A 13,500-nucleotide genomic window follows, 5' to 3' on the forward strand; every position below is an offset into this window, starting at 1 on the left:
CAATGAATACCAAATAACCCCTTAACCAGACAAAGCGACAGGAAATGAACACTAAAAAAATGCGAATCCTGCTTCTCACTGGTAAAGAAACAATACTCAAAGAGCGTTTGAGTAGACAAAAAGGTTGAACAATTGAGATGCAGAACAGAGCCCAACCTAGGGAAAATTCCATACCCTTCAATTGAGGGATTATCGGGTAGAAAAATCACCAGGTTGGCTTCTTCTGCTTTTCGACAGTCTTTTTGACACTTATGCTTAAAGTCAATAGTTCTCTGCTTATAGATTTGGATCCGGGTTTGTGCTCCCGGGTCCTCATCCTTAAACCAAAGAACAAGTCCTAACCAGATGTCTCATCTTCAATGCTAAACGACATGAAACTATCAGCAAAAAAAGCAACATCGATCAAATTATTGGATTTCAAATCACCACAGATGAGGGCTTTTCACCTTTCTTGGTTTGCCTTCTTTTTATGTTTTTTCGGATGGTTCGGAATTGCTCCCCTGATGGCGGTGGTTAGGAATGAATTGGACCTGACAAAGGCTCAAATCGGAAACATCATCATTGCCTCTGTTTCCATAACTGTAATTGCGAGGTTAATGATTGGCTGGTTAGTGGATCGGATTGGCCCCAGGATCACCTACACCTATTTGCTGATTCTTGGTTCTATCCCCGTAATGCTCATTGGACTGAGCAATAGTTATGAAAGCTTTTTGCTTTTCAGATTAGCGATCGGTGTAATCGGATCCTCCTTTGTCATCACACAATACCATACTTCAGTGATGTTTGCCCCCAACGTAGTGGGCACTGCCAATGCTACCTCTGCAGGCTGGGGAAATATGGGTGGAGGTGTTACTCAAATGATAATGCCTTTGATCTTTGCCCTATTTATCTCTTTAGGTTTTCTGGAGGCGGAGGCCTGGCGATATGCCATGGTCGTTCCGGGTATTGCCATGATATTATGTGGTATCGCTTACTATAAATGGACCACTGATTTTCCAGAAGGCAATATTGCTGATCTAAGCAAAGCCGATTTGGAATATAAAAAGAAGAAAAAAGCGGATGGACAAGGAGCCTTTAAAGCGGCTATTAAAGACCACAGGGTATGGGCTTTGTTTCTGATATACGGAGCTTGTTTTGGGATAGAGCTCACCATCAACAATATCGCTGCCATATACTATCATGATTACTTCCAATTAGATCTAAAAACAGCAGGTTTGATTGCCGGTCTCTTTGGCTTGATGAACCTCTTTGCTAGATCAGTAGGCGGAATGTTCGGGGACAAAGCGGGCATTAAATGGGGCTTAAAAGGCAGAGTGGGCTTTCTTGGCGCGGTGCTTCTAGTAGAAGGGTTTGCATTGATCTTATTTGCTCAAATGACCATTTTGCCATTGGCTATCGGGACTATGATATTGTTCAGTCTTTTTGTACAAATGGCAGAGGGCGCTACTTTCTCTGTGGTGCCATTTGTGAATAAAAAAGCTATTGGGACCATATCGGGAATTGTCGGTGCCGGCGGAAATGCAGGAGCTGTAATGGCTGGTTTCCTTTTCAAGATGGAAGGCATCTCTTATGGTGAGGCCTTGACCGTCTTGGGTATTGCTGTTACAGCGATCAGCGCAACTTCCCTTCTTGTGAGGTTCTCTAAGGAAGATGAAAGAATTGCCAAAACAGAGTTGGAAGCATCACTTTCTGAAAAAGATCTTCAGCCTGAATTTGTAAAAAGCTAAAGTTAAATAACTTTCACATGTCAACTGCCAAAGCTGAAAGCTACAAAAGTACCTGCTCCTACTGTGGAGTAGGATGCGGTATCATTGTCAACAAAGACAATAAAGGCAGGGTCACGGTAGAAGGTGACCCACAGCATCCTGTCAACAAGGGCATGCTTTGCTCAAAAGGCATGAACCTCCACTATGTAGTGGAAGACAAATCCGATCGGCTTTTACATCCCCAAATGCGTTGGGGAAAATCACATCCATTAGAGAAAGTGGATTGGGACACTGCACTCAACAGAACGGCAGCAGTATTCAAATCTATCATCAAAAAACATGGACCTAATGCCGTAGCTTTTTACGTATCAGGTCAGTGCCTTACAGAAGAATATTACTTGGTCAATAAACTGACCAAAGGTTATCTTAAAACCAATAACATAGACACCAATTCCCGTCTGTGCATGAGTTCAGCCGTAATGGGATATATTAAAACATTAGGTGAAGACAGTGTCCCTATTGCCTACGAAGACATCGAGTTAGCAGACTGCTTCTTGGTGGCTGGCGCCAACCCAGCTTGGTGCCACCCCATTCTTTGGAGAAGGGTTGAAAAACATAAAGAGAACCATCCAGACACAAAAATAATTTTGGTTGATCCAAGGGTCACTCAAAGTTGTACACTAGCTGATCTTCACCTTCAGCTTAACCCTGGTACAGATGAAGTACTTTACCTCGCTATAGGCAGATGCCTTATCGAGCAAGGAGATATTGATGTAGCCTTTATCCAAAACCATGCGGATGGATTTGAGGCTTACAAGGAATTGGTCATGGAGACCAGCTTGGAAGAATCAGCGGCCATCTGTGATGTGCCCGTAGAAGATATAAAGCTCGCCGCTTCGTATATTGGCAATGCCAAAGGTTTTCTTTCTTTATGGGCCATGGGCCTCAACCAAAGTGCAGAGGGAGTAAACAAGAACCTCGCACTGATAGACCTCAATTTGATCACAGGCCACATTGGAAAACCAGGATCAGGTCCTTTCAGCCTCACTGGCCAACCCAATGCAATGGGAGGCAGGGAAGTCGGAGGCATGGCAACCTTACTGGCATCCCATCGCAACTTAATGAATGCTACACACCGAGATGAGGTAGCGAATTTTTGGGGAGTGGACAGTTTACCGGATCAACCGGGCAAAACCGCCACCCAAATCTTTGAAGGCATTGAAGAAGGAACCATTAAAGCGCTATGGATCATTTGCACCAACCCGTTGGTCAGCATGCCTGATGCCAGACGCGTAGAAGCAGCCCTAAAAAAAGCCAAATTTGTGGTCGTCCAAGATATCTCCAGTAAAGCAGAAGCTATTCCCTATGCTGACCTGGTACTTCCAGCCGCAGGTTGGGGAGAAAAGGAAGGCACGATGACCAATTCGGAACGAAGAATCAGTTACCTTAACAAATTCAATCCAGCTCCAGGAGATGCCCTTCCAGACGCTGAAATACTATTGCGATTCGCTCAGAAAATGGGCTTCAAAGGCTTTGATTTCCAAAATATGGCCGAGGTTTATGCCGAATACACACAACTGACAAAAGGTACCAATATTGACATTTCAGGTCTAGACTATGCCTATTTAAAATCCCAAGGCACTGTACAGTGGCCATTTAAAAGTAAGCAAGAAGGCGGTACAGTAAGGTTATTTACCGATAAAAAATTCTATACCGCCAATGGTCGCGCTCAGATTCTTGCCAATGGACCAAAAAACAAAACAGAAAAGCCCTCCGAAGATTTCCCGCTCATCCTGACCACAGGCCGAATCCGAGACCAGTGGCATACTATGACCCGGACGGGGAAGGTTTCTAAACTGAACAAGCATATCCCCACTCCATTTCTGGAAATTCACCCTGATGACGCCTCTGAGCGAGGCATCACCAATGGTCAAACCGTGCTCATCACAGGAAAGAGAGGAGAAGTGAGGGTCCACGCACAAGTTACGGACAAAATCAAAAAGGGAGTGGTATTCTTACCCATGCACTGGGGAAAAATCCTTCAAAATGATTTCTCAAGGACCAACAACATTACCGGAAATGCCATTGACCCAGTGTCTAAGCAGCCAGACTTCAAATACTCGGCTGTGCAGGTTATCCGATATGTAAAACCAAAGCAAAAGATCCTGATCGTGGGCGCGGGAGCTGCTGCTTATCGCTTTATCAACTCATACCGGGAATTCAATGAAGAGGATGAAATCCATGTATTTTCCAAAGAAAAACATCCCTTTTACAACCGCGTTCTACTACCAGACTATGTAAACAGACATAAAGCATGGGAAGACTTGTTGAAGTTCAAGAACGCGGAAGAAATGGACAAACTCAACATAACCCTTTTTGTTGAAAATGGCATTGAATCCATTGACCGATCCAATAAAACAGTAACGGACCAAAAAGGAAGGGTTCATCACTATGACACGTTGATTCTGGCTACTGGTAGCCGGGCATTTGTCCCCGCTGATGTCCCCATGCATTTGCCGGGTATCTTTACCATGAGAAGCCGCAGAAACGCGGACGAACTTAAATCATACCTCAATTATGAAGGCCATGTATTAATCGCAGGAGGCGGGCTCTTGGGACTAGAACTTGCGGCGGCGTTGCGTGAAATCAATATCAGCGTCACCATTGTCCAGCTTGGATCAAGGCTCATGGAGCGACAGTTAGATCCGATGGCCAGCTCACTGTTGAGAGAAAAAATAGAAGAGATGGGGGTAAAGCTGTACATGAACAACCAAGTCTCCCAATTGGAAAGTAACGAAGATGAAAAACGTGTAACCGTAAACTTAAAAAGTGGTCAAACCATAAACTGTAACGCCGTAGTATATGCCATTGGCACCCGTCCAAGAATGGAACTGGCCAAATCTGCTGGACTTATCTGCGGAAGAGGAATCAAAGTAAACGATTACTTACAGACCAGTGATCCTTCAATCTTTGCTATGGGTGAAATTGCTGAACACCAAGGTAAACTCAATGGCATTACGGCCGCAGCAGAAATGCAAGCCGATATAGCTGCAAGATTTATTACTGGTGACCTTTTGAGTATTTACAAAGGATCAGTCCCAATGAACATCCTAAAGTTTGCTGACCTAGACCTTTGTTCTATTGGTATCCCTGAACCTCCTCCAAATGGGGAAGGATATGAGGAAATTTTACTGATTGACACCGCTCAAACCTATTATAAAAAGTGTATTGTCTACCAGGACCGATTGGTGGGAGCCATCCTGATGGGTGATAAATCTGAGTTTGCCGAATTTAAAAGTCTCATAGAAGAAAAAACTGAGCTTTCCAAAAAGCGCCAAGAACTTTTAAGAGGAAACTCCAATAAGGAAGAAATGCTTGGCGAGATGGTATGCTCATGTGGCAATGTAGGCAAAGTTAATATCACTAAAGCAATTCAATCAGGATGCCATGAATTTAGGCAATTATGTCAACAAACAGGGGCTGGACTCGGCTGTGGTAGCTGCAAGCCAGAAGTTAAAAGTATTCTTGAAGAAGAGTTAGTGCCATTGGTGAAAGTATAGAATAAAGCTGGCCTAAATACAACTTATTGGTCCCTTTGAATGATTTTGTGCCAGCTATATTTGATATATAAATAGACTGATTCTTAAACTCAAAATTCTAACTTTACCAAAGCATATTAGATAAAGAAACAATGCAAAAAGCTGACTTAGTAAGGGTATTTGTCAAAGGAGGAATCATTTCTCCGGGCGACTTCCTAAAAACAATTAGCACAGCAAATAAGCTTGGCACTAACTATATTCATCTTGGTTCAAGACAGGATGTCCTCTTTCCGGTCAAAGATAAAAACCTAGAGACATTGGAGGAAACTTTCAATGCCATTAGCACAGCTTATGACACCGATGGAGAGGAGTTTCAAAACATTGTTTCTTCTTATCCTGCTTTAGATGTGATGCCTACCACCCATTGGCTGGCATCTCACACTTACCACTATATTTTGGACACTTTTGACTACAAACCAAAGTTAAAGGTCAACATCACCGATCCTGTCCAAAACCTGGTCCCACTTTTTACAGGAAATATCAATTTTGTCGCTTCTTCATTAGATAATTATTGGTACCTCTACCTTCGATTTTCAGAAATGGACAGCAAACCCTGGTGTTGCCCTGACCTGATCTACGGCTATGATTTGGCCAAAGTGGCCAAAGCCATTGAAGAAATTGACCCTGTGAACTGCCAACTTAAGTTCCCTGAAATTTATCAAAAAGCCAAGGACACCGTTGCACCCAATACTACCCCCGTAGAGCAAGAACTAGACTACCCAGAGGCCACTTCCCCTTACTATGAGGGGATGAACAGAATCGTTGGTGGCAAATACTGGTTAGGGTTGTATTGGAGAAATAACAAGTTCACTATTAACTTTCTAAAAGCCCTCTGTGAACTCTGTATTGAAACCAATATCGGTAAAATATCGCTTACCCCTTGGAAATCCATCATTGTAAAAGGCATTGCAGAAAAAGACCGGCTTAGCTGGGAAAAGCTCTTAGGAAAATATGGCATTAACATCCGGCACAGTTCTCTTGAGCTAAATTGGCATTTACCTGTTTTGGACGAAGAGGCACTGGAAATTAAAAATTATTTGGTCAGGGCATTGGACAAACAGGATATCAGCACCTATGGGCTTAGCTTTTCCATCAAAACCCGCCATATGGCGCTGTTTACTTCAGTAGCCATCGAAAAGGCGACCAAAGAAAAGGACAGTGATCCCGATACTTTTAACATTCTTTATTCGAAAGATTTTAACCCCAACCTTTCTGAATATTTCTATTATGCAAAGCATGTCCCAATTGACACCATTCCTCCCTTATTAATTGAGCTGAGTTATAAGTATTATGATCAACTTGAAGTAAGAAAAAGCCCAGAAACTATAGAATCAGAGAAAACAGCAACACACAAAAACCATAAAAAATACCAGTGCTCAAACTGCATGACTATTTATGATGAAAAATATGGGGATCCAGAATCTGCCATTCTAGCCGGCACATCCTTCATGAAGCTTCCTGCCAGTTATTGCTGTTCAGTATGTGAAAGCCCTAAATCTGCTTTCAAATTGATTCAAAGTTAGTTATAGATTTTTCATATGGCTTTTAATTAAATCGTATATTCAACTAGCTGTTAGCCTAATCGCACATAAACATGAAACTAAGAATAAACAATAATGCTATAAGACTACGACTTAGTCAAACCGAGGTAGACAAAATCAGCAAAGGGCTGCCAGTTACTGAGCAGCTTTTCTTGGGCAGTAAAGCAATGGGATTTGCCTATTCCCTTGTTCCTGATGAAAATTCAAGTACCATTGAAGCCACCTATTTTGACAATTTATTGAAAATTACCGTCCCCAAATCGATATCTTCCCCATGGGCCACTTCTGATGAAGTATCCATGCGGTCCACTCAGCATGCTAGCAGTGATTTTGCAAACCTGATTTTAATTGAAAAAGACTTCCAGTGCCTCCACAAGCGTCCAGACGAAGACGAAAGTGACAATTTCCCCAACCCAAAATCTTTTGAAGATTATTAAAGCAGCTGCACCATCATCGAATTAAAGTGAAGCTCCCTTTTTCTTCTTTGACATGAAGTGTTTCATGATAGCTATAGTTATACTTGATCAGGTAAATATACTTCCCTAAAGGAGCCTCTTTTCCGTTCATTTTACCATCCCAACTTTCTGAACCTGAATAAATTAATTCTCCCCAGCGACTGTATATTTTAAGTTCAAAAGCCACATCGCACTTAGACACACCTTCAAAACCTGACACTTGTCGAGGATCAAAACCTGTCGGCATTCTGATTTGGGGAATATGTTCTTTCACTTCAATCCCTTTAATTGTCTGACTACAGCCCTCTTCTTCTTTTACAATAACTGTATAATATCCAGCTTTCAGATTTTCAGCAATTGCCCCTGACAAATTAGGGTCATGTTCCCAAAAAAATGAATAAATTAAATTTTCATCTGTCAAGTTTAACTCGATCCTTCCAGTATTCTCTCCAGAACATTCTACGTCAGTTACTAAGACATCAGCCAATCTATCTGCCACTTTTACATTAATAGAAGGAGATGTACCAGAACAAGAATCTCCTTCCGGACCAATTGCCACATAGTGTACCTCACCAATTATGTTTGGGTGATTCCAAATCACTTCAATGCGCGAAGTGCCCTGCCCTGATGCTATGAAACCTCCTATCACCTCCCATTGAAAACTCCTACCTGAAACAGGGGCAATAATTTCATAGACATGAACAACCTCAGGATCATAACATACCTCCTTGGGACCAATTGGGGCTGAGACATCAAGAATGGAATTTATTTGGACATCAAGTTGGATCAAGTTGCCGGGACAACCGTTAATTGAAAAAGGCCTTAATATTAATTTCGCATTGGGATTAGCCTCACCCCATCTAACCAATACGGAATCCCCATAAGTCTCCAGTACTTCTCCTCCGATGGCCTCATATTCTACCTTCCCAATATGTTGTTTATCCTCCACATAATACATTATTTGCTCGACATCCGGACAAACAGATGTGTTTCCGATTAGCTTAGCATTTGTTTCCAGCACTTCAGTTTCAAAGAAAGCTTCTTCTTGGCCATCGCATGAATTGGGACTAATTGCAGCAGTAACCCTTATGTTGTACTTACCTGGGGTTGCATAGGTATGTAAAACCTCTTGACCTATCTTTAAGGGGCTGCCATCTCCAAAATCCCATTCAAAATAGGTAAAGTTAGAATTATTAGTGTTGATGCTCCAGACACCTTCCTGATCTAAACAGGCAATTTTATCTCCAATCACTTCAAATGGATAATCATACTCAATATCCATGTTCAGATTATCCAAAGAGGCCCCAGCTGCATAGCCATAAGATTCCCGAAACCCAAAACCATATAGATAAGCAGCAAACCCCTCGGAATTCACCAAATGGTGTACCCCTTCTGGCACATTAATTCTAGCTATCCAGAAATCAGTATCTCCAGGCAAAGGACTAAATGAGCTCCCGATATTTCTGCCATCAAGAATAGTCTTGTTCTGGTCCCCACTTTTCACCACAATATTGACATAATGATTGCTTATAGAAGGCAATTTCAAAGAATTAAAAGTCAACTCTTTTAAGAACTGTTCACTTGGACTATAAGTAATCATAAAAGGGTCACCAATCCCAGCAAGCTCTGGAATTTGCGCATCATTACACCCTACCCCACGGGAAAACACCGTAACGGACGTAGGTTTGGATGTTTCTATTTTTGAAGATTCGTCGGGTTCAAAATCAAGAGTTATATATTGACCTTTATTAATTGATCCCTTATCTTCCCCATTAACCTTTACTTGCGTATCGTCTTCTGATGCCAAGACTTTAACCATCTCTCCAGATGTTCTTTCTTTCAACGCAATATGTACAAAACTTTTTCCCCAAGAACCAACAGGATAAGCTTGTTGAAAAAGTACGTCGCACGCATCGCAATCCCCTACCCAGGTACATCTACTTCCACCAAATACTGCTATCTTTTTGCAATCACCTACATTTCCACCTACTACACGGATGTGAGAACCTGTCAGATCTCCATCAGACTTAATCTGATAACTTTGTCCTCGGTTAAGCTTGATAAGCAATGGTATCCCCGCTTTATTTCCACTGATTGAATTCACTGAAGTAGTAATCTCTATTTCTGTGTTATTCTCTATGGCTACTACTAGTAAAGTACTAGAAAAAGGAGCAACTTCTTTATGAGTGGTGATGTAATAGTCTTTTCCCAATACATTTATAGGCAGGACAACCGTTCCATCAGCTGTTCTAACCATCTCATTCATAGCATGAACAGCTATATTACCTGAAGCTGATATAAAAACACCTTTATTTTCTACCACACCTGATTTCCTATGAAGCAAATCCAAATCACCAGTATTTACCCGTAATACATATTGTTCTCCTTTTTCCAAATCGAAAGAAGCTGAGTGCCCCATATATTCTATCGCTCCAGAAGTCTTTTCATCAGCGGTGATAATAATAACAGCATCATTATGCAAGCCTTCTTCTGTCCCAAAATTCTCCATAAACCCAACCCAAAACTCCTTGCCAATTGTAGAACTCTGTCCCAAAACTAATCGACAAGAAAATAAAAGAAGAAAAAATAGAAAATTACGTTTACTGTTAGGCATAATTTAAATGATATACTATTTCCAAAACCAATATTAAGAGTGTTCCTTTTGAGAAAGGATTTAGCGCATAAGCACAAAAGCACCTTTTTTTTCGACTTGATGATTTATTCCATCTAGAACATAATAATATCTAGCGATGTAGGCGTAAGCTCCTGTAGGAGCATCCTTTCCATGTATTTTTCCATTCCAACCGGTATCGTTGAAGTAAACCAATTCACCCCAGCGATTATAAATCCAAAGATCAAAAAGAACATCACAGTTAGACACCCCTAAAAAAGCTCCTGGAGCCATTCTGGGATCAAACCCTGTTGGCATCCTGATTTCAGGCGCCGCTTCTTCCACCCAGCCTTGCCCCACATAAATACAATTATCGGAATCTCTTAATTCTAAATGGTATTCTCCTTTTGCTAACCCAGTTGCCAAAGCTGAACTCTGACCAACTCCTATCCAATTAAAATCCTTAGGACCAATAATTCCATCCGTGACCACAATGAGTTCACCATTCTCTTCTCCTGGGCAAGCTGGTTTTGCCAATCTTACTTCTACCTTTAGAGGTGGAGGAGAATTAATTTCAAAATTTACAGTAACCTTACAACCATTCTTGTCGATGACCTCTAAGTCAAAATTACCCATAGGTAAATTTGTAATGGTTATTTCTTCGGAAAAAGTATGAATTCCATTATAGTCAAGTTGATAGGGCTTTGTTCCTCCATTAACAGACAAGCTTACTAGACCGTCACTCCTTCCAAGACAAGTAATGGGAACTGGTTCTACTGAAACTACCTCTAATAATTCGGGTTCAAGGACTTCAATATCATTTATACGCTGGCTACATCCATTTTTATCCGTCACTAAAACAGTATAAACTCCCTTAGCAAGATCTGTTGCTATAGGGCTGCTTAGCGTAGGATCATGTAGCCACTCAAAGCTATATGGACCTTGGCCTCCTATCATGGTCAATTCTATTTGGCCAGAAAGCTCTCCAAAACAGGCCACACTTGTGGTTTTTGCAATAGCCATCTGACTCGTAACGATAACTACAGCTTTTGGGGACATTCCTGAGCATGATGCGTTATTGGAGCTATAAACCGTGTATCCCACCTTCCCTTCTATACCTGGCTGATCCCACATCACTTCAATTTCTCCGCTGCCTTGCCCTGAAACAATACTACCTCCAACTACCTCCCATTCATATTCCCGTTCGGCCAATGGACTTTCTACTGAGTATATTTGGGTTAATTCAGGATTAAAACACACTTCACGTGGCCCGATCGGCTCGACCGGATTTAGGTCAGCACCTATTACCACCTCTAATGTGACAGGGAGACCCGGGCAACCATTTTTCGAAATAGGGTTCATGATAACCCTGGCGTCTGTGCTTGCCTGCCCCCACTTTACCAATACTGAATCGGCATAAGCTTCTATTATCTCCCCTCCAATGACTTCAAACTCTGTTGATTCGATATTTTGCCTTTCCAACAAACGGTACATCAAAATGTCAGTTTGTTGACAAACATAAGTTTCCCCTTCCAATTTTGCCTTCATTTCAAACACCTCAACTTCGAATGAAGCTTCTTCTTGATCCTCACACGTACTGAGGGTTTTAGATACTGAAACACTCACTACATATCGCCCTGGTTCAGTAAAAGTATGCGGAACTTCCCTACCAGACTGGACAGGGCTTCCATCTCCAAAATCCCAGAAAAAATACTCAAAACTGGGATCACTGATATTTGCGCTCCAAACACCTTCTTGGTTTAAGCATGCCACTTTATCTCCAACAACTTCAAACTCATAATTTGATTCAAAATCAAGACTCAAATTATCTAAAGCAGCACCAGCTGCATAACCATAAGATTCTGTCCTACCGAACCCATATGCATAAGCAGTAAATCCATCTGGATTGGTCAAATGATGCACTCCTTCAGAAATACTAATTCTTCCAATCTGAAACCCAGGATCCCCCAACAGTGGAAAAAACTCTTCTCCTATATTTTTTCCATCTAAAACTGTCTTGTCTTGAGTTCCACTTTTTACGACTATATTGACATAATGATTTTCTATCTTTGGTAGTTTTATGGAATTAAACACCAATTCTTTTAATGATTGTTCATTGGAACTATATGTCAGCATAAAAGGATCTCCATCAAACAAAAGCTCATCGATGAGAACATCATTACAGAGCATACCTTTAGAAAAAACTGTTACCGATGAAGGTTGGGATGTAACTATTTTAGCAGATTCATCTACCTGAAAATCAAGCACCATAAACTGTCCTCTATCAATAGTGCCTCTAAGATTACCATCTACCCTCACCATGGTTCCATCTTCCGAGGCCAAAACCTTAACCAATTCTCCTGAAGTCCTTCCTTTCAGAGCCACATGAATGTAATCCGTTCCCCACGTACTGACTGGATAAGATTGTTGAAAAAGATGGTCACATGCAAGACAACCGCCTACAGTAGTACACATATTCCCTCCAAAAACCGCTATTTTCTTACAGTCATTCACGTCCTCGCCAAGCACTTTTACCCTCGTTCCTGTAAGGTCTCCATTCGCTTTTAGCTGATAGCTTTGGCCTTGGTTGAGTAAAATGGTAAAAGGGATGTTTGCCGATTTACCGTTAAAAGAATCTATGGGGGAGACAATTTCTATTTCTGTATTATCTTCCACTGCCACAATGAGTAAAGTGGCAGGACCATTTCCTTCCTCATAGTGGGAAGTGACAAGATAATCCCTTCCCAAAGTCTTTACCGGTAAAATAACAGTCCCATCAGCAGAGAATATTTGTTCGCTAAAAGCGTGTACAGCAATATTTCCCGTTGAAATGATATAGACACCTTTATCCTCCACTTCTTCCGAAGTTCTGTGTAAAAGGTCTAACTCCAAAGACTCCAACTTAAAAATAAACTGTTCCCCCTTCTCCAGATCAAATGAAGCTGTTTGCCCCAAATACTCAATCGCCCCAGTAGTCTTTTCATCCGCAGTAATAATCAGAACAGCTTTATCACTCTCCCCATAATAAACCTGTACATTTTCCATAAACCCAACCCAAAACTCTCTCCCAATAGTGGAGTTCTGTCCCCAAGCCAACTGCATTGAAAATGAAAGAATTAGGAAACTAATAAAATGCTTTAATACCCTAGACATAGCATTGAAAATTGATAGCAGAAAAACTTTCCAAAATCATAAAAACAAACTTCGCCACCCTATTGAAAAATCAAAATAACTGTACATCAGCAGTCTCTTTTTTAAATTCAACCTTTCCCCAGAACTTATTTCCATCTGGAAACACCAAGGTTTTATTTATCAAAAAAATAATTAAGCAGTAATTTTTCATTGGTTTATCTATAAACTTCCGACCCTATAAAAGTGGCAATAGAAAATTCAATCCTAGTCAATGTATAATAGCATATTGAGAATGAATAGACATCACTGAGGCCTGTAATTTTTCTCGTATATTTTTCAAAAGTAGTAATATATTTTAAATGCTAAGCAAAGTTAATCTACAGTATTACGTTAATAAAGATATAAAAACAGACAACAAAAGAACCGATCTTCCACTGAAACAAAAACAACTATTCT

General features: G+C 41.1%; 6 protein-coding genes. 4 read left to right on the forward strand and 2 right to left on the reverse strand.

Features of this window, described 5'->3' with window-relative positions; all coding sequences use genetic code 11:
• The first annotated feature begins 371 nt into the window (after nucleotides 1-371).
• The 4 genes from IFO69_RS04325 to IFO69_RS04340 all read left to right on the forward strand — a co-directional run bounded on the left by IFO69_RS04325 (nucleotide 372) and on the right by IFO69_RS04340 (nucleotide 7,283).
• Nucleotides 372-1,727, forward strand: coding sequence for an MFS transporter (locus IFO69_RS04325; protein ID WP_192008653.1), 1,356 nt, complete (start codon nucleotides 372-374; stop codon nucleotides 1,725-1,727).
• Nucleotides 1,728-1,744: 17 nt separating this feature from the next.
• The gene (locus IFO69_RS04330; protein ID WP_192008655.1) at nucleotides 1,745-5,266 is read left to right on the forward strand and encodes a nitrate reductase; all 3,522 of its coding nucleotides are present in this window, start codon (nucleotides 1,745-1,747) and stop codon (nucleotides 5,264-5,266) included.
• Between the two features lie 131 nt (nucleotides 5,267-5,397).
• Nucleotides 5,398-6,828 carry a rubredoxin domain-containing protein gene (locus IFO69_RS04335; RefSeq protein WP_192008657.1) on the forward strand — a complete coding sequence of 477 codons (1,431 nt, stop codon included), beginning with the start codon at nucleotides 5,398-5,400 and terminating at the stop codon, nucleotides 6,826-6,828.
• Nucleotides 6,829-6,899: 71 nt separating this feature from the next.
• Nucleotides 6,900-7,283: a DUF7009 family protein gene (locus tag IFO69_RS04340; protein ID WP_192008659.1), complete on the forward strand. Its 384-nt coding sequence runs from the start codon at nucleotides 6,900-6,902 to the stop codon at nucleotides 7,281-7,283.
• A 13-nt stretch (nucleotides 7,284-7,296) separates the two neighbouring features.
• Here the strand turns inward: IFO69_RS04340 and IFO69_RS04345 are convergent, their stop codons facing one another.
• Nucleotides 7,297-9,915: a PKD domain-containing protein gene (locus IFO69_RS04345; protein WP_192008661.1), complete on the reverse strand. Its 2,619-nt coding sequence runs from the start codon at nucleotides 9,913-9,915 to the stop codon at nucleotides 7,297-7,299.
• A 60-nt stretch (nucleotides 9,916-9,975) separates the two neighbouring features.
• Complete coding sequence (locus IFO69_RS04350) at nucleotides 9,976-13,065, reverse strand: PKD domain-containing protein (protein ID WP_192008664.1); 3,090 nt, start codon at nucleotides 13,063-13,065, stop codon at nucleotides 9,976-9,978.
• Nucleotides 13,066-13,500: the final 435 nt, after the last annotated feature.

Source organism: Echinicola arenosa, assembly GCF_014841125.1.
GTDB lineage: Bacteria > Bacteroidota > Bacteroidia > Cytophagales > Cyclobacteriaceae > Echinicola > Echinicola arenosa.

Coding starts and splice junctions, on each gene's coding strand:
- IFO69_RS04325 (WP_192008653.1), top strand. CDS start 372: ATGAAACTATCAGCAAAAAAAGCAACATCGATCAAATTATTGGATTTC.
- IFO69_RS04330 (WP_192008655.1), top strand. CDS start 1,745: ATGTCAACTGCCAAAGCTGAAAGCTACAAAAGTACCTGCTCCTACTGT.
- IFO69_RS04335 (WP_192008657.1), top strand. CDS start 5,398: ATGCAAAAAGCTGACTTAGTAAGGGTATTTGTCAAAGGAGGAATCATT.
- IFO69_RS04340 (WP_192008659.1), top strand. CDS start 6,900: ATGAAACTAAGAATAAACAATAATGCTATAAGACTACGACTTAGTCAA.
- IFO69_RS04345 (WP_192008661.1), bottom strand. CDS start 9,915: ATGCCTAACAGTAAACGTAATTTTCTATTTTTTCTTCTTTTATTTTCT.
- IFO69_RS04350 (WP_192008664.1), bottom strand. CDS start 13,065: ATGTCTAGGGTATTAAAGCATTTTATTAGTTTCCTAATTCTTTCATTT.